The sequence below is a fragment of the Enterobacter cloacae complex sp. IR5384 genome, assembly GCF_049237265.1.
In the GTDB taxonomy this organism is placed as follows: Bacteria; Pseudomonadota; Gammaproteobacteria; order Enterobacterales; family Enterobacteriaceae; genus Enterobacter; species Enterobacter cloacae.
Genome location: NZ_JBMKHJ010000016.1, coordinates 61448 through 81830, shown reverse-complemented (window position 1 = coordinate 81830; position 20383 = coordinate 61448). Strand labels below are relative to the sequence as shown.

General features: G+C 39.4%; 22 protein-coding genes. All 22 read right to left on the bottom strand.

Annotated features, from left to right (window positions below; all coding sequences use genetic code 11):
- Window positions 1-7: 7 nt before the first annotated feature.
- The 22 genes from ACOTX3_RS14700 to trhI all read right to left on the bottom strand — a co-directional run bounded on the left by ACOTX3_RS14700 (window position 8) and on the right by trhI (window position 20314).
- Window positions 8-970 carry a DNA replication terminus site-binding protein gene (locus tag ACOTX3_RS14700; protein WP_000119428.1) on the bottom strand — a complete coding sequence of 321 codons (963 nt, stop codon included), beginning with the start codon at window positions 968-970 and terminating at the stop codon, window positions 8-10.
- A gap of 90 nt (window positions 971-1060) precedes the next feature.
- A complete protein-coding gene (locus ACOTX3_RS14695) occupies window positions 1061-1507 on the bottom strand; it encodes a hypothetical protein (protein ID WP_000549069.1) in 447 nt (148 codons plus the stop codon).
- 16 nt (window positions 1508-1523) lie between these two features.
- Complete coding sequence (locus ACOTX3_RS14690) at window positions 1524-2060, bottom strand: hypothetical protein (protein WP_000107167.1); 537 nt, start codon at window positions 2058-2060, stop codon at window positions 1524-1526.
- A 73-nt stretch (window positions 2061-2133) separates the two neighbouring features.
- On the bottom strand, window positions 2134-2391 hold the full coding sequence (locus ACOTX3_RS14685; RefSeq protein ID WP_001371933.1) for a hypothetical protein: 258 nt from the start codon (window positions 2389-2391) through the stop codon (window positions 2134-2136).
- Window positions 2392-2398: 7 nt separating this feature from the next.
- Complete coding sequence (locus tag ACOTX3_RS14680; protein ID WP_000578891.1) at window positions 2399-2989, bottom strand: hypothetical protein; 591 nt, start codon at window positions 2987-2989, stop codon at window positions 2399-2401.
- A 44-nt stretch (window positions 2990-3033) separates the two neighbouring features.
- On the bottom strand, window positions 3034-3309 hold the full coding sequence (locus tag ACOTX3_RS14675; protein ID WP_001004201.1) for a hypothetical protein: 276 nt from the start codon (window positions 3307-3309) through the stop codon (window positions 3034-3036).
- A 263-nt stretch (window positions 3310-3572) separates the two neighbouring features.
- Window positions 3573-4529, bottom strand: a complete 957-nt coding sequence (locus ACOTX3_RS14670; RefSeq protein WP_000149830.1) for a hypothetical protein — start codon at window positions 4527-4529, stop codon at window positions 3573-3575.
- A gap of 171 nt (window positions 4530-4700) precedes the next feature.
- Window positions 4701-5639, bottom strand: a complete 939-nt coding sequence (locus tag ACOTX3_RS14665) for a hypothetical protein (protein ID WP_000472041.1) — start codon at window positions 5637-5639, stop codon at window positions 4701-4703.
- A 66-nt stretch (window positions 5640-5705) separates the two neighbouring features.
- A complete protein-coding gene (locus ACOTX3_RS14660) occupies window positions 5706-6626 on the bottom strand; it encodes a hypothetical protein (protein WP_000991697.1) in 921 nt (306 codons plus the stop codon).
- Between the two features lie 68 nt (window positions 6627-6694).
- The gene (locus ACOTX3_RS14655) at window positions 6695-7630 is read right to left on the bottom strand and encodes a hypothetical protein (RefSeq protein ID WP_000691119.1); all 936 of its coding nucleotides are present in this window, start codon (window positions 7628-7630) and stop codon (window positions 6695-6697) included.
- 69 nt (window positions 7631-7699) lie between these two features.
- Window positions 7700-8578 carry a hypothetical protein gene (locus ACOTX3_RS14650; protein ID WP_421631630.1) on the bottom strand — a complete coding sequence of 293 codons (879 nt, stop codon included), beginning with the start codon at window positions 8576-8578 and terminating at the stop codon, window positions 7700-7702.
- Window positions 8579-8656: 78 nt separating this feature from the next.
- Window positions 8657-9178 carry a hypothetical protein gene (locus tag ACOTX3_RS14645; protein WP_001011130.1) on the bottom strand — a complete coding sequence of 174 codons (522 nt, stop codon included), beginning with the start codon at window positions 9176-9178 and terminating at the stop codon, window positions 8657-8659.
- A gap of 269 nt (window positions 9179-9447) precedes the next feature.
- Entirely contained in the window at window positions 9448-10680 is a 1233-nt protein-coding gene (locus tag ACOTX3_RS14640; RefSeq protein ID WP_000220379.1) for a DUF7146 domain-containing protein, read from the bottom strand.
- Window positions 10681-10793: 113 nt separating this feature from the next.
- Window positions 10794-11015: a hypothetical protein gene (locus tag ACOTX3_RS14635; protein ID WP_000192120.1), complete on the bottom strand. Its 222-nt coding sequence runs from the start codon at window positions 11013-11015 to the stop codon at window positions 10794-10796.
- Window positions 11016-11087: 72 nt separating this feature from the next.
- Window positions 11088-13100 carry a VWA domain-containing protein gene (locus ACOTX3_RS14630; RefSeq protein ID WP_021242948.1) on the bottom strand — a complete coding sequence of 671 codons (2013 nt, stop codon included), beginning with the start codon at window positions 13098-13100 and terminating at the stop codon, window positions 11088-11090.
- Between the two features lie 77 nt (window positions 13101-13177).
- Window positions 13178-14305, bottom strand: a complete 1128-nt coding sequence (locus tag ACOTX3_RS14625) for a DUF3150 domain-containing protein (protein ID WP_000174396.1) — start codon at window positions 14303-14305, stop codon at window positions 13178-13180.
- 63 nt (window positions 14306-14368) lie between these two features.
- Window positions 14369-14542, bottom strand: a complete 174-nt coding sequence (locus tag ACOTX3_RS14620; RefSeq protein WP_001176645.1) for a hypothetical protein — start codon at window positions 14540-14542, stop codon at window positions 14369-14371.
- Window positions 14543-14673: 131 nt separating this feature from the next.
- Window positions 14674-15732 carry an ATP-binding protein gene (locus ACOTX3_RS14615; RefSeq protein WP_000063335.1) on the bottom strand — a complete coding sequence of 353 codons (1059 nt, stop codon included), beginning with the start codon at window positions 15730-15732 and terminating at the stop codon, window positions 14674-14676.
- A 57-nt stretch (window positions 15733-15789) separates the two neighbouring features.
- Complete coding sequence (locus ACOTX3_RS14610) at window positions 15790-16767, bottom strand: hypothetical protein (protein ID WP_000810361.1); 978 nt, start codon at window positions 16765-16767, stop codon at window positions 15790-15792.
- 60 nt (window positions 16768-16827) lie between these two features.
- On the bottom strand, window positions 16828-17205 hold the full coding sequence (locus ACOTX3_RS14605; protein ID WP_000120822.1) for a hypothetical protein: 378 nt from the start codon (window positions 17203-17205) through the stop codon (window positions 16828-16830).
- Between the two features lie 57 nt (window positions 17206-17262).
- Complete coding sequence (locus tag ACOTX3_RS14600; protein WP_000041927.1) at window positions 17263-18135, bottom strand: hypothetical protein; 873 nt, start codon at window positions 18133-18135, stop codon at window positions 17263-17265.
- A gap of 394 nt (window positions 18136-18529) precedes the next feature.
- Entirely contained in the window at window positions 18530-20314 is a 1785-nt protein-coding gene (gene trhI, locus ACOTX3_RS14595; RefSeq protein WP_000517885.1) for an IncHI-type conjugal transfer helicase TrhI, read from the bottom strand.
- Between the last annotated feature and the right edge of the window lie 69 nt (window positions 20315-20383).

Here is a 20383-nt window from a genome sequence, read left to right as displayed (position 1 = left end):
TTGTTCCTTAATTTTCGGGGCTGACAATGAAAATGCCCAGCTCAGCCCCCGGCACGAGTTCTGTATATTTCAGGCTCAGCTTCCGTTGGTTGGACGGACCCTGGCTGTTTTCAGGAGCCCAGTCAGAGAGCGTTTTTAATTGAGGTATGTTGCCTGCTGCGAAAATGGGCAAGGATGCTTTTACTACTGAATAATCAGTCTCAGCATATTTATTCCCGTTTCGTTCCTGCCCTTCAGGCCTAAATGCAAAAATGTGAGCAATCGGAACAGGGAAAGAGTTAGTTCGACAAAGGCGATAAGATTCGCCCTGCTTCAGTGGGTGAAATTCAAGACGGTGTAAAGCCTTATCGATATTAGACACGACATTCAAATTGGTAGTTGCTACATTTTTTACTTCTGAGGCTCTCCTGCGCTCCAACAAACTCACAAGTTGCTCTGCTGTTTTAACTTCCTGGTTTCGGTTTAGCCGCCATGAAAAAGTAACTTTTTTAAGCTGGGACTTGATGAAAAGGATATTTCTTGTTGAGTGCATAGCGACAAGGCCCGGGAGCTTCTTGTGCACTTTATCAAAACGGACATTCTTTTTATTATCGATACGCCTCATTGCCGCAGCAAAATCATTTTTTGCTTCGTTTATAGAAGTGATCAAGCTTTCGAGAAGATCTGCTCTTTCGGGGACAATGATTAGACCCGGGTATTTAGTGGTTACTTTGGTGGAATCATGACTTAATGACTCTATGTCATCCACACAGATGTCAGTAAGTGCCTGAATAATTTCCTCAACCGAAGCATCGTCTTTAATACTAACCCTGATGGGTTTAACCTGCTTCAAGCGCTCTTCTGTTCTAGATACGGTGGAGACAGTCATCAGGTTTGCCATCATCGGGGGGGTGTTCGAAAGAAAACACTTGAGCGAGTCGATGCGTTCCAGAATCTGGTCACGAAAATAGGGCAAATCGTCATAACTCATACGTTTCTCCAGGCTCATGTTATTTCCAATCAATTTTGCTGCCCAGGCTGACCTTGCAGAACATAAATGTCATGTAAACCTCTAAAGAAGTCATTTTGAAACAGCTTTCACAGCATGCGATTTATGTTCGATAGGGCTCATGAACAAAGGATGATAATGGAGACGCCATGGATAGTGGATAGTCTTACCCACCTGGGTGATCCGATTGAGGCGAAAACGACCATTTATACAGTCAACTGACCAAAGCCCGGGAGAAACTAACCTCTTCCAGCGGTAAAAAGAGAAACCTGCAACACAGAGGTCATGCTCCAGGAAATGTTGAGTTTCGACGACGCGAACTTTTATCAAAAACCCCAGCATTGGCGAAAACCAGATCAACAACCATGTTGGCGGCAGGATGACTTTGTTCAGGAGATGATCTGTCATAAGCAAGGCAGATAACATCAGAAAACTGATAGTCAACCACAGGGCCATCCAACCGGCCCATACGCGGCTCTGACAGGGTTTCCATTCGAGAAGAAAAAGTTTTTTATGCATTCTGCCCCGCCTAATTTTAATGTATTGCCGAAGTATGCTGCATCATGATGGTGGTGCGGGGAAAGATTTCAAACTTCCACAATTCTGAAGCCGTGTTCCAACCATGAAAGATCCCGTCTCCACAGCGAGTGTTAAAAGCAAGAATTTCATCCCTGACCTGGTAAGCGAGCACTTCTGGCATATCAATAAACTCAGGTAAGGAAAGAAGAATTCCATGGATAACTTCTCCGGTTAACTTACTCATAACCTCTTCCTCAGACAGGGCAGCGTCCGGGAACAAACACAACGGAAGTGAAAAACAACATAGGTCAAGACCAATAGCAGCCCTTCCTGCGTCGTAGCCTTCTTCATTAACGACAAAACGAAAGAATTTTTCTGTCTCACCCCGTAATGATGACGGTCCTTCAGACGGAACTTCAATACCACTGAAGACTTTATCGGTCCAGTTGGTAAAAGGACTGGTGAAAACCCAACAAATTAAGGATAACGCCAGCTCTTCCTTAAACATACGTTCAGTGCCGGTAGTTCTGGAAAGTTGCTTTTGAGTACTCATGTTTTACCTGTTGCATGAAATTATTGATGTTATATAAACACAACCGGCATTTTATCTAATAGGTTTGAAAACACTAAAAATCGCAAATGCTGGTACCTTTCTGTTTTAAGAGATTTTCAAGGTAAAGTGAGGCTAGATCAATTGGCTGGTTCTCTTCAAGACAGGCTCGCACAAGATCTTCAATAGAGACCGAATCAACCCCCCTTCCCTGTAAAATTTCTTTAGCAGATGCCAGCGTTTTATGAACGCTTCGACTTAGTTGTAATCTGACTTGTGTGCGGGTATCAAAAAGACAATCTTCTGTGACACTTTGTGAAACGGTTCTACTCATTGAAAAATCACTCCATTTCTGGGATCGAATGAAAATTAACAGCTATAGATGTATCAGGTTTCCCATTTTCTACGATACTCAACCACGTACGCGCTGAGATTTGTTGTTCACAGACGAGTATGTAACCTGTTCCCTGTTGATGATGTAGCTCAAGAGCTTTTAGGATAGGCTCTGAATGAGGTCCGAGAGCATCACGCGTGTGAATAAGCGTTTGCTCTGGCAATACGTTGCTAAGCATAGACAGCAGAACATTACGCTCATCCTCATTATCCGACAAAACAAGAATTATACGAAAACCCGTTTTTATACGAAATCTGATTTCTGAAACTAACTTTCTTAATCTTAATTTATATATGACCAGGCGGAATCGAGTCATCAGTAAAGAGACCACTGTGAAGATAACGATTACTGCGCCATATTTTGACCTGTAGAACCACCAGTTAAGGCCTCCAGCAACTATCAGGATTAACATTAAAATTAAACTCCCATAGAAAAAAAGTGCTGGGTAGCGAGTTGTCTTTCCTTCAATTAGTGCTGAGGCAAATATCAAAATGGATATTCCGTAAATTACCCAGTCAAAAATACTTTCTCCAATCATTCTTTAGTGAACATCCTTAAAAGTGGAAATGTAGGTTTATGGGTTTATGCATTTTCCTGATGGCCTTGACAACCAAGGATTTCACAGAAATTGTCACAGTGTGAAGCTGTAACAAAGCGCTCTCCACGTTCGAATCGCTCAACCAAATCCTTTCTTACTTCACTTCCAGGTTTCTGGAAGATGTACTCAAGCTGGAGATCCTCGGCCGTTGAAAGTAGTCGTTCTATGCTGAAATCAACATGGTAAAAGCAAAACTGATTATCAACCGGGGGAAAGTTGCTTTTGGTACTGTTCTCGTTTTTGGATTTTAGTTCATTCATGAGCTCTCCTTGGTTGAGAACAGTATACAAATCTCTTTAGGGATTTTTTTTCGTTAATAGCACTTTTTTGAGTTTAAAGAGTATGTTCATACCAGAGCATTAGAGGCTACGAAAAGGATAATGGAATTAGAAAGATAGATTTTAAGTGGTGATGTAAGGTGGGATAGGTAGAAGAGGAGTAGACGCTTGTAAGCGAGGCAAAAAAAAGGCACGGAAACCGTGCCATAAGAGTATGTGAGAAAAAATCAAAATCAGGGAAAGAATCAAGCAGCTTGTGAAACTGAATCTCCAACTGCAAGATTTAAATTTCTTAGGTTATCGAAAACTTCAGATACTAAGTCATTACGGTCGTGGATTTTAATCCGCCCACCGGTTAACTCTGAAACATAAACGGTATGGCAGAGGTCAGTAACCACTTCGCCGTATTCATCAACGACTTCCAAAGATGCAATCATCGGAATATAAGAAGCCGCAGCATAGCTCTCATAAATACTTATTATGGAGTCATTGTTGCGTCGAGAAATTACCCTACCAGAAGGTAAAGCCTCATCTTCCATATAGCAATCAGATAGGTCCTCACAGAAGTCATTTTCTTTAAGTGAAATATTAAGGGTCAATTCACTGTTGATAGAGCGTGAATAAGAATATTCACTCAGTTTATAGCAAGCCAAACTTATATCACTAAAAGTTTCATAAGCTTTATAGAGGCTCGATGTTATAGACTCAGATACAAATGTTATTAGTCCAATAAAATGAGTATCCCAGAACTGTTGCAAAGCAAAACGGGCAATCATAACCTGACCATCAACCTGCATCAGTCTGTTATATTCATCCCGGTCATAACCTTTCGACTGAGAAACATCATTAGACATGCTAAGAACTTCACTACAAACATCATCATATTCAAAACGGCTAGTTGCAAAGTGTTTTCCTGAAATCTCAAGGTACTGACCAGAGACTGCGTCAAACACCTCAAGAAAGTAACAGAGTCGAGATTTTAAAGATTCTCTGTTTAAAGCTTCTATTTCATTCTCAGAGATACTATCGACATATAAATCAACAGCATTCTTGAGTTCAATAGCTTTGATATTACAGGTAAAAGAAAGCTCGTCACTTTGACAATGGCAAACACTTAATACTATATCCGCCTCATCAAAATCTATGCCAAGATAGCTCAGAACTGCTCGGACATAGTTTTTATCATCAGATGAATGTGTCATATACACTACCTCAAATTTGAGAGGAAGTGCCCCAGAAGGGAAGCGACTTCCCCACTGGGTTAGATAAAAGTTTGGTTAAGCTAAAAGAAGATGCCAGCGACAGATTTTACATTGTCATAGACAAGTGTCTTCAGCCAACCAAAGTTACTTTTTTGGACTGAAGCAAAAGGATCATTGAGACGCGTTACGAAAATCGTCAAAAGCTTCAGTTATTAGTAATGTGCGATCAGTTACTCTGTATCGGTCATTACTTTCGAGAGATACGTAAGTTGAATGCGAAGAATCACAGACAACACGCCCTCTTTTATTGATCAATCTTACTTCCATCATCACCGGCACATTGATAATTGAAGCAACATCGGTATAGAGGGATATGAGGGCATCATTGTCACAATATAACGCCCCGTTCCCATCAAATGTATCGTTAAACTTAATATATATATCTGGCATATTTGCCGGATAATCATCAGTATTGAAATCAATGCATAACTTTAAGTCATCATTAATACGGCGATTAATCTTATGCTGCCCAACACGTACAAAGCCATGTTCAACAGCTTTGATAATCCTTAAAGTTTCATTAAGACAATCTGTAATTCTTTTCTCGACAAATGAGATAAAGTCACCAAAGTCGGAATGAAAAAACTGTTTAAGTGCAAATTTCGCAACTAACACTTTCCCATCCACCTTCATTTTATCGAGATAAAGATTTCTTATAGCATCAGTAGAAGAATTAGCTTTAGATAACTCTTCACAGTCATTAATAATCATTGAAACAATATCAATAACTTTAACTGGGCTTAAAGTATTACTATATCCGCGAATATCAAACGTAAAAAATCCGAAATTCTTAAATACTCCAAGAAAATAAATTATTTTTTGTTTCAAAAGAATAGAATCGGAGTAAGATGCGTTGTGCTTTATTAGTTCAGATATGTAGAGATCCAACATACAATTTAAATTATCGATATCTACATCGTAATCAAAGGTTACTTTGTCGAACGAAGTATCAGATAATTGAACGGTTATATCGTCAGCGGGAACATTAAGGCCTAAATTTTGATAAAGAAAGGCACTAACAAATTCCACGTGGTCAGATTCTTTAAACATTTACACTACCTCATGACTAAAAAGGAAGTGCTTCCCACCGGGAAGCAAGTTCCCGGATGGGTTAGATTAATTATAAAAGAGTTCTTCAGAAGGTACATGCATTTCTGGTTTGAACTGTTTTAAGGAGTTGTTTATAGCTTTTCGATATAACCCTGAAGAGTGTGGCTTAAACATTTGATATTCCGTAACGAGCAGAGGAGACGTAAAGCATCCTAAGTTCACTAGTGAAATATTTGATGTTTCTTCACAAACATCTAATTCAGCGTATATCCGCCTCTTCATTACCCTGCCTGCTAAATAGCGACGAACATGATTTATAAACTTGTCCGCATCTGATATAGAATTAACTATATAATCAGATGTGACTATCTGATTAGATACAGTTTCAGGTATAGCTTCGGCTATTATTTTTACGTTCATTTCATAATCAACACTATGGAAGCAAGCAAGAATTTGTGGCTTCGCGCTTTCTAAAATCTTTTCAAGAACAGAAAAAATCAGAGAGAACTCGTTTAAAATTCGCTTTTGTATAAGTCCATGTAGATGTTTTATGAAAGGAGAACCGTGTTCAACAAGGCCTAGTATAAGATCCTTAGAGGCCAAATCTGAGCGGTAATAAACGTATTCTAGATTATCCCGGTTAAATCCTTTGATAAGCAAATCAGGCTGCTCTGAGACCAGTCGTAAATGAGTTGAAGCTATAGAAACTTCAAAACGAAAGTTCGCGAGATTTACAGGGCCTGCTTTTAATGTAGCCGCTTCGGAAAAATAAATGAAAAGAGGATGCAAATCATCGTTACCACAGTAAAGATGGTCTGCGCCCTTAAGATATTTCACCAAATGAGGTAGAAAAGATATTACTGGAATATCAGCCACAAATCGAATATGCCGAAATGGTTTTGAATCCAAATATATATTTTCCACTACAGCGCCAACAAAACCCATTTTAACAAGAATAGATTCAACTAACTTTTGTATCGCATTCATTTAAATACCCTCTTAATAGAGGGATTTCTCCCAAAGGGAGAAATCCCTATGGGAGAAAATAATTTTAATTAATAATTGTAGCGAAGCGCATGTTCTTTTTCACTAAGATGGTTTTCATATTCCGACTTACCAGAACTTAAACACTCTTTGAAAAAGACCTTTGAAAAATTCTTCAAGTCACTTCGGTTGTTAATTTCTTTGTCAGACATCAACTTAGCTGAGTGTGAGGTATCCACAGGCCCCAACCACCATTCATATTTAATATAAACACAATTGGTTTTTGTATGTCCATTTAGAAATCGTTTTGCATTTCTAAGTATTTTTCTACAACCGTTAAGGTCTGAAAGTAAGATATCTGGAGCAATGAGCTCTTCCAGAATATGACCAGGTAAGCCTTTCCTAAAAAGCTCAACATCGTAACTACAATACCAGTCACGATAATTAAAAGCTTTAATAAGTCTTTCAGGTGTATCCAAAGATATCTTATTCAGGATTTTTAATGCAAAGCATACAGCATCTTTTAACAACTCGTGCACCTCAACATTGATAAATGAGAAAAACGAGCTTAATTCTTTCTCTAAGGAATTATACAACTTACCGTAAATATCCTGAGAAAAAAGATACTGCAATCTTTCTTTATTATAAGTGCAATTCGAAATTGAATAGACTTCTCCTCTTTCGATTTTGCACCCTTCCCTTAAAACTATAGGAAACCTCAAATGGTTAACAATGAAAGAATGATTCTTTCTTTGCTTCAAAGCATCTAATTGAAATTTCGTAATTTCCTCCAGATTTGCATCTTCAAAACCTGGAAAGGGAATATCACAGAAACAAGAACTATATGCTTTTGCTGATTCATACATAAACTCCAGTGAAACATCAGCATCAAAAGACATACCAGAGAACATGCCCTGCCCATTGTCTAAAAATGTAATGTTTTTAACCTGTATTTTTTTATGTTGAACAACCAAAAAGGCATTAATGATTTTTTCGATAATTTTCATGTGATCCTCTCTCAATAAAAAAGGGATCACTCCCATATGGGGTGTGATCCCCACATGGGTATAATTTAATTAAAAATCTGTAAGACCTAAATCTTTATTTCTACCACAAACTGTAGAAGATATAAGACGTTTTACTCGCTTTCGAGCACTTCGGCCTGACGTATCTTTCAAGTACATCGGTAATGACAATGATGAGATTTGATTACTTCGCTTATGATGGCAGACTATATAGCCCTGCCTCCACCCCGAACGCACAAACTCACGGATGCGGTTAATATATGCCGAAGCTTGAGATTTTGTACTTATCGATTCAGAACACTTTAAGTTCTGTTCGATAGAGTAAAGCTCAGCCGCCATTAATTTCACCTCATACAGGTCATCCCCATAACTTATAGTTTTCAACAGCTCTTCCTTTTCCCGAATGAAAAATACTTGCTGCATTCCAAGGATCAGGTCATAGGCCTCTCGAAAGAGGTCGATAAGCTTATTACGAACATAAATCATAAACTCCTCAAAGTGCTGAAGCCAGAAATAAGCCGCATTACTTATTTGTGAATTGTGAGAACAAACAAGCCCTTTAGCAAGCTCGACCTCTTCCTCCCGAAAAGTAAAGTTACTTTTCTTAAACCGACTTTGTTCAAAAATGCTTTGATGCATTTCTATCCATACAGAAACAAAACCGAGGGATTCAAATTCTTCGTTTAACAAATGTAAACTTTCGAAGATTTTCTGAATTTCGATCCCGATGTCATATGACAGTGGACTTTCTTTTATAGAATAAACATAACCGGGTAGGAAGTGAGATAAATGCTCAGTTCGCAAATATAAACTGAATTTAAGTTCTGTCAGTGGTTGTTTCAAAGATAATTTAGATGATTCGCTTATATTTACTGGTTCAACACCATTTCTAATCAAAATAGCTTTTACCAGGTCCGTAGCTAACTTCATACAGCCTCCAGTCGTTATTGAGGCCTCCCTGATGCAGGTTGGCCATCAGGGAAAATATGTAAATCAATTAGCAACCAATCAGACCGTTGCCATTACATTGTCAATGTATCTGACAAGGGATGGGCGGTCGTCCTGTAAGGCAAAACGGCGAAGGTCATCAAGATTATACGCAGGAAGATAATCAGCGTAACCTCGAATACGAAGGTCCTCAACCACAACTTTTATATACTCAAATCGTCCAAGATTTCCTTTTAATGGGGGTTTTCCTGGACTAGACAGCATATCGTCTGCTTGCTCCCATGTGATTTCTTTAGCTTCACCACTATGTAGATCAAGATGGACATATATGAATGACTTATAATCTCCACGGCAACGAAGATAATATTTCGGATAGAAATATTTGTCACAACGCAACAAACACGTTCCTGAAGGACGAACTACGTACAACAGGTTTCTGTCATTTTCTAATATGCCATGTTTCAAAATCGTTATATCTATCTCATTATCATGCAGCAAATAGCATGACGATGGTTCATTGACGATGCGCGATTTTATAACAGCAGCAAATTTATTAAAAACTTCGTTAGTTTGAAAATTCATTAAAATGCTCTCCGATGTAAAACGACGAGCATCACCATAACGGTAATACTCCCGTTATGGGTTTTAATAGTTTATGGAATAACCATGTCATACAACCGACCATAGCCAGTAGTACCGCACATTTATTTAACTGAGCAAGCATCTCAGCCGTGAAAAGACCTTAAAGGCAGGTAATTATCACGAAGGAAAGCGGTTATCTTATCAATACAATTTAAAAAATAATATTGATAAGATAACCCCCCCCGCAAAATGCGGGGGAGTTATCGTTGTTACAGCTGATTAAGACATTCAGGAGCCCAGTGAATCGGGAATCCATCCTGCCCTGTTAACTGGAGAACATCGTTCCAGTCGATACCCTTTTTCCCATCAGGAATATCTTGTGCTGGTTCGAAGACTTCAATTGTCAGCTTTGATGCGGGATATCGTTTAGCCAAAAACTCAACCATGCGGCTTTGAAGTCGCTGAGCAGCTTCGATACCGGCACGAGTGCCTTGTGAGTTAGCAATATCCTTATCCGCCCAGATATAAAAGTTTATATATTTTACATCCGGCGGAGGCAGTAAAAAATCAGGAACAGTAACGTTTTCAAGGCACCATGCGGAGCTGGCTGCCCAGCATGGTGTTGAAGTCGCTTCTACAACAGAAAGCGCATTCTCGATCCCTTCAGCCACTCCCAGTGTCCAGGTCGAACTACCTGAATCATAGTGAGGGTCAAACAACTGAATTGAGCCACCTGTCATATCGGCAGGAGGCTTCATCATCAGCTTTGGATTTTCTACAGGTGCCTTATCACCGTTTTTGTCTACGTATGTTCTATGGATAGTCAGAGGCCGACCTCGGGTGTCACGATAGATTGCAATCATTCCCGGATAGATAATCGATTTCTGCTTATCTTTATCCCAATAGTAGATCCGGTTATTAAAGCCTAAATCCTTTGGTAAGTGACTCAGTAAGCGGGAGATCCCACGATTACGGAGGTACAAAGCAACAGGAGTATTAGGCTTTATTTCACCGGTATAGTGATACATCACATCAAGTTTTCGCATTCGCTTTGCCACTTCCTCTCGGTCAAGAGTTTCTGTGGCACGAACTGCTGATTTATAGCGTCGTTCATTTTCAATGTCGGCGTCAGTTAACGGAGCATGCAGATCCATCCCGAAAAAATCTGAGAGAATCTTTTTGCAAGTCTGCGTTTTACTTAATTCATAATATTTCGCCAGAACATCAATTCCGTCGCAAAACTCATTTACCGGAAAGTCATTATGGATCGCACATCCGGTATAAAGGTCTTTTTGCCGGAAACGAAACTTCGATTTCCCTGCGCCAGTAAACGGGCAAGGAACCTGGCTCGGGGCTTTTGCACAAGCGTCTTTGAAAGCAGGTATTCTTTCGAATATATACTTCCAGCCAGACACTTCAGCAATTCGAGCATGAACGAGTTTAATAAAGTGTTCAGATACTTCCTGTGGTTTACGACGAAGAGCCGGGGATGCATAAGTCATGATGATCTCTCTTATCTGGCATTGTGAGTTTCTCAATGCCTTCTGCGGTGCAGAAGACAGGGAGAAACCCACAACGCAGAATTTAAGAAAGAGGGCCCGGGGGCCCTCAACATTTATGCTTCAGTCGTGAAGCCATTATTCTCAAGACGCTGTATGTAGTTATCTACAAGTAACGCAGCCTGCTGGCTATTACCCTCCGCTATAGTGACTTCGCGGAAGATTCTTTCCTGAGGGCTATCATTGCTTATAACTTCACCAACACGTCCGAAAATACGGACTTTATGCATCGCACCGACTTTTTCATGTTCTACACGGTAAGTTTTTATCTGAGTCATATTTTGCTCCTTATTCCTTCATGGAGCAAAAAGACCCACCGGGGCCTTTTTGCCCCGATTGGGTAGAGTTTATTAAGAAAGTATTTGATGAACTAGCTTACTGACTTCAATAGACAATAAAGAAGTATCATCAACTGTTACGAAAGTGTCCGTTTCAAAACCAATTATTTCATCAGTCTTAATACCAACACCAACGATTTCTATTCCATTACATTTAGCCTTTTCCATAACTTCGACGATAGTAAATTCCGATTTATTCGGATAACCATCAGTTATAAGAAAAATTATTTTCCTATCGAATTGGCTGTCAAGTAACAGATCAACAGCTGCCATTAAAGCAGATCCCGTAGGGGTATAATAACCCTTACATCCAAGAGTGAATTTCGATAGAGATTCCTCAACGCTTTGATCAAACGTTTTGATAATCTCAAATTCACTTTCCTTGAAGGGAAAAACTATATTGGAGACATGCATTTTTGACAAACTTTCAGCGGCCATCGATAAAGCAAGATCTGACTTAATGGCATGAATATATCTTTCATCATTAGCCATTGACGCTGAAATATCACGAACTAATACGAGGCCAACATGCCCTCTATTTTTAGATTCGCTTTGAGCTCTGAAGACATCACGAACTCCCATTTGTGACAGAATTAATCGATTTCCATCGAAGGTAATTCCACGCTCATGAGTTTTGTTTCGGCCACGCATTTTAACCTGCTGTAAAACAGACAAGTCGCTACCGATTGAATGACTCAGAGACAAAGCCTCATTGTAAACATTCAAATCGATAAGGAGATCAGGGATATCCCATTCAGAAGCACCGAATTCGGCTTTCACGTCATCGGATACTTTTGATGCAATACCTTCAATCTCTTTAGCCAAAGCATCGTGATAATCTTCGCTATCCTCATCACTGCTAAGAAAGGCATCCAACAAATCTGCCAGTATCTCCCATTGAGCCGATGAAAAGTTACTTTCATCTTCAACGTTAGTCGAACTGGCTTCATCTGATTCACTCTCGGAAGGGTTAATCGCATCAGTATCGTCTTCAATAATGTTATCACCCGTGGGATTGCCACCGGTGGGTTCATTATTTCCCTCGTTATCTTCAGCAAGTTCTGAAGGCTCAGAACATCCCTCTTGAGCAAGATCAGCGTTATCGGAAGTATCTGCCTGACCTTCACTATCGTCCTCAGAATCATCCTCACGACTATCAGTCGACGTAAGCGATTTATCTTCTGATTCGGTATCGGTATCGGTATCGGTCTCGGATTCATCATATGCCTCCTGCTCCTCCTGCTCTGTCTGCTGCTGTTGTTCCTTTGCCTCATCCCGCAGTCTCTCTAAAAGAGCCAGGGTCTTACGAGCAAGGGATTCACAGCCCTGAGTATTTTCACAACCAAGAGCATCATGAAAAATTTCCTCAACATCAGAAATTACTGGAGAAAGTATCTTTTGGGCATAGTCAAAAAACGGATCGAGGGTTTCTTTGTGACCTACCTGCTGAAGGACTTTTACTCGCAATGAGTTAAGCAGATACCACTCAATAAATAGGACAGGATTTTCCGGACGAGAAGATATATCAGGAGTCATCCTTCCGGCTTTAACCATCAGTGCGTAAGTGGCTGCAAGCCGCCGCTTTGCATCCGGATAATCGTTACCAACCTTCTCTTCCATCTGTACATCATCGAACAGATTTATAAGCCCGGTAAGACGTTTTGCCCTGCTATAAGCTTTACGTTTCTCAGCGAGGCTCTCAAACTCTGCATTCATTCCGTCATCGAAGCGTGTAAACCCTTCAGATGACATGAGAACACTATTAAAGGCGTCACTGTAAACCTCACTGACGGTATAGCGACCATGACCAGCTTCATGACAGGTAAAACCTTCAATCAGACTGACAAAGTCATCATCGCTATAATCGCCGTTTGGTAAAACACAAACTTTATTGACAGGATCAAAATACGGTCCTTTGGTATTGTCGTCTATTACAACTCTTACATCGCCTAAGCCGCTAATGACTTTTGCTATATTCTGTAAACGCTTAATATGGCGCGGCGATGATTTAAGATCTAATTTCATAGAATACCTCTTTATAAAAAAGGGGTACTCACCCAGATGGTGAAGTACCCATCTGGGGTTTTTAATAAAGCAAACAGTTACCAGCCTTTGAGCTCGATATCAAAACCATTTTCAGCATTGTCTTCCTGTTGCGAAACTGATTTCTCAGGTTCAGCTACAGAATCAGTGTTTGAAAACGTGCTGTTTTTTATATCGTTCTCTACGACAGGTTCAACCTGAAACACATTTGTTGAATCTAAAATAGCTTCAATACCTGTGTTCTGTAGCGCGTTCGGTTCTGTTTGTGAGCTTTGATTAAATGATCTGGTAATAGATTCCAACCAGTCAGTAACCTTTTGCTCTCCTGAAATAATACGCTTTAACATTGAAGCATCACTCATGAAATAAAACCACTGCTGTAACACCGCAACGTCGCGAGGTTCAGAAATGGCACCTTTAGGTAAATTATTCATTATGTGTTTTATAGCTTCTGCAAGTACTGCCGCCTCTTTATGTATAAACATGAAGCTAATGATCTTATTTTGCATTTGCTTCAGTCGGTCAATAGTACTTGAGCGCAAATTATTATTTTTACTAATTTTTTCATAAACCCTCATTGCTTCTTCTGCCAGATCTGTTATCAATTGTTCCTGATAGTAGTCCTGGGTTTCATCACCTTCAACGCTAATAGGCGTAAAAGGAATAAAGTGAGCAATATTAAATCTAAAGGATTTTATGAAATCATCTTTAGTTAATTTCAACTGATCAATCAAAGAAGACATTCTTGGGCTTCTATTTTTTTCAGCCTCAATATGCATCTCATAATTGTCTACAACGTTTTGAATACCTGCCTGAAACTCTCGTTCAATCTCTTGGGCCCCTTCCAGAAACTCTTCCATACTGGAAACTGGTAAAATCCACATATTGCTATAGCGGATGCACAAGCGTGAGCAAAGGGTTGATATTCTGCTGGTAATCGTACTTTTGAAGCTAAGGGCTTTTATGTCAATCCAACGTACTTCGCTTTTAGATACGCTTTTTTGATCCGTAATATCATCTCCATCATAAGACAAATCGATTTTATCGGTTCGACGCGATCCTTGACAGCCACTTATTTCAATTTTTGTTATAACTGCACCTTCCAGTAAATCTGGATATGATTTTGCAAAATTCTCAGAGATTTGTTTTGCAGATACTTTGTTAAGCATTGAAGTATTTAAAGTCATGGGTTTCTCCAAAAAAAAGGGGAAACCCTCCCCAACGGGAAAGATTTCCCGATAGGGTTGATATTAAAGCTTCTCTGGTGCAATTAAAAGAATACCGGGAAACTCAGCGGCAACATCATCATTGCCCATTGCTCCCTGATACATATAACCTTTTAATTCCATTTCTTTAATTAGACCTTCCATATTTATTTTACCATCATGATAAAACAATAAAGAATAGTCGTTATTCAGTTGCATAAGTCCAGTAAAATTAGTTCCGTTTTTTGCTATAGCAATGGTAGCAGCACCATCCGTACTTAAAAACGCACTAAATTCAAGATGGGATAACTCTGAGATACAAATATCAGAGGTTTCATAACAAATCCCATCTAACTCGACTTTTTTGCTGTGAAATACTCCAGCGATTTATCCTTGTCTTCGCCAAGAGAAAGATCTATAGCTTGAAGAACAAGATCGACCACATGTAAAGGTAAAGCAGAAGCAAAAGCTATTTTGAAAGTGTCAAGAAGACTAAAGGTTTTTAACGTCATCGACGTGCCAACCCAAGCTACTAATTGACGAATATCCATCACACTGTCTTCTGTACCAGAGTCATTTACTGCAATCGCTACTCTTACGAACTTCTCAATGACCTGAAAAGGCAAAGAGCTATATCGTTTAGTAAGCACATTGGTTAAAGCAACTTTGTCGGGCTTCTCCATTTCAACTATCAAGAACCGCTTTATAAAAGCTGCATCTTGACGTTGAGAAGAAACGAACCGGCGAGCGCCTCCACTCATGTTTGTGTTTGCAGTACCAATAAATCGCGTGTAGCCATTAGCAGTTATAACCTCACCACCATTAGCACTGAGTGACCAGGGCTTACGTTCAATGGGCATGTGAAGTTTTGCTGCCGTATCAGGATCGATTTTGTCCACTTCATCCAGAAGAATGAGGTGACCATTACGAAATCCCGTTACCAAATCGCTGTGTACAAAACCTGTATTACCACCATTAAGACTGCGCTCACCTTCAAGCTCATCAACTCGAATATTGCTGTTGATCTGCTTAATTGTCAGCGGCCAATTCATCATGTGGCTAATGTACATTACCATTTCAGTCTTGCCAGAACCGGACTCACCTTTAAGACACACACTTAAATCTATATCCGGACTGATAAGCAGTTTAACCACTTGTTCAAGTATTCGGGGATTTGGTATGTAGTCTTTGTTCAGCGGAGCTCGATACGAGGTTTTAGTTTTGAAAACAGGCACAGCCATCTTTGGATCCATTTCTGGAATACCAAAAAGGTCCTTTGCTAGAACTAAAAGATACTCACCTTTATCCACATAATGTTTTAACTTTATAACATCCGGGGAAAGAAGAGCTTCTAATTTTTCATAAGCATCAGAAGATGTTTCATTTAACTTCATAGCGGCATTAGACATTTTTAACTCCGGTAAAATGCAAACACCGCCCTCTGGCAGATGTTTGCCAGTGGCATTTTATTTGAGATTCATTTGGCAAATAGTTGCCATCAGTTTCCTGATTTGAGGCACATTATAACCAAGATGATTTCCCACTATTTCAAAAGCTTCAGACATGATCCATTCAAAATGATTTTCGAATATTGGATTTATTTCTAACTTGCCAAAAGCGTTTCGTTTAGTTAACAGATCACATGAAACAAGCTCGTCAAACAACTCTAATGTGGATTTAAAAGCTTTTATGTAAACATCCATAATTTCCCTGTCAGTCCATTTAACAGCCAGTTTTTTTTCTGACATTAAATAATCCTGATCAAAGAAGATGTCCCAGCCCATATCGTCATTGCAATCATGCAAAATGATTTCATCATCATTCCTGCATTCAGCTAATTTCGTGTTTTCACTAATCGAACGATGCGAATGATAATAGAGCCATGATTTTAATTCCGCTCTAAATTCACATGCATCAAGTCCATGAGATAAACAAGTGTATTCAAATGATTTTGACATATACCACCGTGTTTCAGCTTCTAAAAGTGGATTCACTGTGATATTACCATTGTCATCTTTGAAGAATAACTTTCTCCTCAACACTAGTTCTTTAATGATTTCCAAAGACTCTTCCATAGCGGATAGAAAAACAACATACACATCCTCAGGGGTCCATTCTATTACCAGACCACCCAAATCTGGGTTATATTCTTCAACCGAATATAGATAATCTGTTTCTGCTGCAAAATTAATTGTATGCAAAATCTGATTTTTAAGTAATTTGGATTTTTCATAAAGGTGATTTTCACGCCTTTCAGAATCATAATTTATCTCAGAAATGTTACTTTCATCTGATTTAAAGTTTAATCCGGACGTGTATGCATCATTTAAATGCTCTTTGGGTGAATCAACTATTTGCGTTATTTCATCTTCATCTATATCGAATATAGAAAAAAAACTAAGTTGATTACTACTTATTGCAGTAGCCCTAAATTTTTGTTTCATGGGGACTCCAAAAGGAGAAATCCCATGAAGGGATTTCTCCCCTTTAGGGTGGGTTTAATGTCAGATCTGATTAAAGCTACTTTGTCCAAAACCTTTTAGAGGTTTAGGTATGTGAGCCAACTTACTTGTTGCTACCACTCTCATGTAGTCAAGAGGATGTTCTCTCCCTTCAATCATAATAGTATCGACAACAATATAACCGGAGACCATCAACTCATCACCCTGATTTATACCAGTGAAACAGGTTGAATACATTTCAGGCGACACCTTGATTTGAACTGAAAATTCTCTCTCAGTGATTTCACCATCAACTTCTGTCTTCATCCTATTTTTGAGCTTTATTAACAAACCTATACTCTGGTCAGTCATTTTTTTCTCCACAGCACTGATAACTATCCCGGACACTTTTACTTCATTGATATATTCAAGATATGACATTTTCCGCTCCTCGATTTGTTCAAAGAGAAGCCCCGTTAGGGTTCCCCCTTAACAGGATTAAATAAATTTATTAGTTACATACATGAACGTGCAGACTACCAAACAGGCAATTCCGGCAATATGTAACCAATTTCTTGTTGGTTTAGTTGGTGCAATCGCTAAAGAGTTCTCCAACTTCTCTGTTACAAGACGTCGATTCTCTGCTTTAGCCGCATCATCTAAATATTGAGTTTCACGCTTAGCGAGAGTCTCAATTTTCGATTTTATTGCATGGTCCCATCCTTTAGTTTCAAAAACGCTTAACTCACTAAAGGTGTGCGTCATGAGATCTTCTGGGAAACCCAGTTTTTTCATTAACGGACGAATGGTATCATACATTTTTTCTACATTTTCGTAGTGGGCCTTTACTGCGACATCAAAACGCTTACGTAAAGTTAATTTTTCACGTTTGCAAATGATGTCCGAAACCCAATTTATTAACTGCTCATTTTTGAGTTCACTGGCTTTTTCAAGTGAGTAATCCAGATTATCCACGTCAAGAAATGAATTTAATCCGTATTTTTCAAACTCCTCAACAAGATATTTATCCAGTTCAGTTAAGCTTTTAAAAAGTGGTACATCTGGGGAAGCTTTAAGAAGCTTATAAGCTCCTTCGAAATCAATTTTCTTGACCACGAGCTCCACAACATCCACATGATAATAGCTTGAATAAGCAGAAAGCTTTTCGGCCAACAAAGACACAGGCTTAAGAGACTTAAGTTCAATGATATTTGGGCCGTCCTCATTCAAAATAACAATCAGTTCATTATCACGTTCTGTATATTTCATCAGAACTTCTAAGAGCTGTTTGTTTAGCGCCTTATCCATCTCTGGAATAATTTCACTAAAGGTTTGATGAAGGGCTTTACTGCGAGCTTTATTTTTAGACATTTGGGGTCACCTATATATAGTAAGAAGGAAGAAACAAATTTTTGTTTCAACACGAAGGCAAAGCCTGTCATTCATCTCCCGTAAGCTATGAACCGCCTGATTTATACTATCTGGCATTAGAAGTACGCAACAAAAATAGCCCCAGGAGGAGCTAAATTAGTTACGGTTTGGTAAATTCAGATTGCCTTTTGCAGGCATGGGAAGTGCACCAGCGACAAAGGTGACATTTTGCCGGTGGTGTCTTACAGCTTGTTTAAGCTGGCCGCTTTTCACGGCTAAATCAACGCTTAACGCGAAAGTAACTTTAAGCAAAGTTACTCAAATTTGGGAGCTGATATTTAAGCTCATTGTTTTTATACTATAGCTTTAAGCATAAGTAAATGCCCATATCGAATTATTCTGTATAAAGTGGAGAAATTCGAATATTAGCTGCTTCTTTTATCTTTTCTTCACTGCATTCTCTTAAAAAGAAAGAAGGATCACCATACCACATTACAAAAAGTTGCTTTTCTGCACGCGTAAATCCAACATAAAGCAAACGTCTTTCTTCTTCTATTGCCTCCTCCCCAACTGATCTTTTACTTGGTATCTGATCCGCATTACAACTCATTATTATTACTTTATTCCACTCAAGACCCTTTGAACCATGCAAGGTTGATAGGACTACTTTCTCTGGGCTGTATTCCTCGTCCTTCTTCCTAGGGCCTAATGACATTGCAGCAGCACGATTTATCATATTCATCCAACCAGTCTTTTCTGCCCACTGTTTACAAGTGTCTAAAGCAATTTTTGTTAAGGTTGCTGTACCTTTATTACTCCTCATCTTGATTGACGACGATTCCATCCATTTCGTAAGGTTGGCGAAACGTTTTGCTATCTCAACTTTATCAGAACTTTCCTGGGTAAAGCGCACGAAGTTTGAATGTAATGTTTTTGTTTCGAGAGAACTGTCCTCCGGGATGGCAAGGTCGCCAAAAGTAACTTTTCTTCCTCTCATACTCAATGCCACTTCATCCAAAACTGATTCCTGTTCTCCAAACAATGCCAATACTCTCTTCATTAAGCGAGGATCATTTGATTGTCGGAAAAAGGCCATAAGGCTTAACACATCGCTTGTTTCTTTTTCATCCCAGAATGATTTACCTCCGTAACGAATTACTGGCTGTTCGATCAAACTTTCTAGCTCATCCAAGTGAGCATTATTGCGGCTTAGAATTGCCCATCCATGTGGATCCTGATTTATAAGGCTTAAAATACCCTGTATCTGTTCCTCCATATCTACATATGAACGAAAAGTGACCTTTCCCCCTCCCTTTTTTGCCGAGCGTAACTCTTTGGCATAACGGTAAACATTCTTTCCTATCAGTGCTCCGGCCACCTCTAAAATTTCAGGTTCACACCTAAAGCATGTGTTTAAGTAAAATATGTTAGGTCTGAAGTGTTTTTCAAACTGTTGAAATATTTTGACTCCTCCTGAGGATCTGAAGGAGTAGATGGCCTGATCATCGTCTCCAACTATACTCGTATAGACTCCAGCTCTTGTATGCAATGCTATCCATGAGAATTGTATAGAGTCAGTATCCTGAACTTCGTCTACTATCAAATGTGTCAAATCTAACGTGCGCATTTTTCCCGAATGCATTTGACCGACAACAAATTTTGAAAGAGCATTGAGGTCCGCCACATGGTCTTTCTGGCATAACGCCTGATAGGTATTAAACAAATGGATCTGTTGTCTGTTATGCCGAACTGAAATCACATCCGTATCCATTTCTCTGCCGATAGCATCAATAACGAATTCAGCTTCAGCAAACTTCATCGTTACACCGGATTCTTTCAAAGCCCGGTGAATGACAGATCTCTGTGCTGGCCCTATCAACATCTTTCCCGGCCAGCGAATCATGTCCAGTTGCTTCTTAACGAGTCCGTGAAAAGTATCCACCAGCACCCGGTCAAGATCCTTCTTGCTCAATCGCTTTTGTAACTTTGCTGCAAGTGCGTTTGTTGCAGCGCGAGTAAAGGTCACCATCCCGATTCTTGCATATGGATACTTTTTGAGAATCGATATAACCGCTTCTATCATGGTGAACGATTTGCCTGATCCAGGCGCTGCTATCACCATATTGTTTGCGCTAGCATTCTCGATAACAGGTCTTTGCTCTTCTGTTGGCTTACCCATTTCAACCTCATTACTTCGTTTTAATAATTATACATTTTTATAAAAGCGCTTTTCTTGTGTACTGCTGGT

Coding starts and splice junctions, on each gene's coding strand:
- ACOTX3_RS14600 (WP_000041927.1), bottom strand. CDS start 18,135: ATGTCTAAAAATAAAGCTCGCAGTAAAGCCCTTCATCAAACCTTTAGT.
- ACOTX3_RS14660 (WP_000991697.1), bottom strand. CDS start 6,626: ATGAATGCGATACAAAAGTTAGTTGAATCTATTCTTGTTAAAATGGGT.
- ACOTX3_RS14665 (WP_000472041.1), bottom strand. CDS start 5,639: ATGTTTAAAGAATCTGACCACGTGGAATTTGTTAGTGCCTTTCTTTAT.
- ACOTX3_RS14650 (WP_421631630.1), bottom strand. CDS start 8,578: ATGAAGTTAGCTACGGACCTGGTAAAAGCTATTTTGATTAGAAATGGT.
- ACOTX3_RS14630 (WP_021242948.1), bottom strand. CDS start 13,100: ATGAAATTAGATCTTAAATCATCGCCGCGCCATATTAAGCGTTTACAG.
- ACOTX3_RS14615 (WP_000063335.1), bottom strand. CDS start 15,732: ATGTCTAATGCCGCTATGAAGTTAAATGAAACATCTTCTGATGCTTAT.
- ACOTX3_RS14675 (WP_001004201.1), bottom strand. CDS start 3,309: ATGAATGAACTAAAATCCAAAAACGAGAACAGTACCAAAAGCAACTTT.
- ACOTX3_RS14670 (WP_000149830.1), bottom strand. CDS start 4,529: ATGACACATTCATCTGATGATAAAAACTATGTCCGAGCAGTTCTGAGC.
- ACOTX3_RS14700 (WP_000119428.1), bottom strand. CDS start 970: ATGAGTTATGACGATTTGCCCTATTTTCGTGACCAGATTCTGGAACGC.
- ACOTX3_RS14645 (WP_001011130.1), bottom strand. CDS start 9,178: ATGAATTTTCAAACTAACGAAGTTTTTAATAAATTTGCTGCTGTTATA.
- ACOTX3_RS14685 (WP_001371933.1), bottom strand. CDS start 2,391: ATGAGTAGAACCGTTTCACAAAGTGTCACAGAAGATTGTCTTTTTGAT.
- ACOTX3_RS14680 (WP_000578891.1), bottom strand. CDS start 2,989: ATGATTGGAGAAAGTATTTTTGACTGGGTAATTTACGGAATATCCATT.
- trhI (WP_000517885.1), bottom strand. CDS start 20,314: ATGGGTAAGCCAACAGAAGAGCAAAGACCTGTTATCGAGAATGCTAGC.
- ACOTX3_RS14620 (WP_001176645.1), bottom strand. CDS start 14,542: ATGCAACTGAATAACGACTATTCTTTATTGTTTTATCATGATGGTAAA.
- ACOTX3_RS14605 (WP_000120822.1), bottom strand. CDS start 17,205: ATGTCATATCTTGAATATATCAATGAAGTAAAAGTGTCCGGGATAGTT.
- ACOTX3_RS14695 (WP_000549069.1), bottom strand. CDS start 1,507: ATGCATAAAAAACTTTTTCTTCTCGAATGGAAACCCTGTCAGAGCCGC.
- ACOTX3_RS14655 (WP_000691119.1), bottom strand. CDS start 7,630: ATGAAAATTATCGAAAAAATCATTAATGCCTTTTTGGTTGTTCAACAT.
- ACOTX3_RS14625 (WP_000174396.1), bottom strand. CDS start 14,305: ATGACTTTAAATACTTCAATGCTTAACAAAGTATCTGCAAAACAAATC.
- ACOTX3_RS14690 (WP_000107167.1), bottom strand. CDS start 2,060: ATGAGTACTCAAAAGCAACTTTCCAGAACTACCGGCACTGAACGTATG.
- ACOTX3_RS14635 (WP_000192120.1), bottom strand. CDS start 11,015: ATGACTCAGATAAAAACTTACCGTGTAGAACATGAAAAAGTCGGTGCG.
- ACOTX3_RS14610 (WP_000810361.1), bottom strand. CDS start 16,767: ATGAAACAAAAATTTAGGGCTACTGCAATAAGTAGTAATCAACTTAGT.
- ACOTX3_RS14640 (WP_000220379.1), bottom strand. CDS start 10,680: ATGACTTATGCATCCCCGGCTCTTCGTCGTAAACCACAGGAAGTATCT.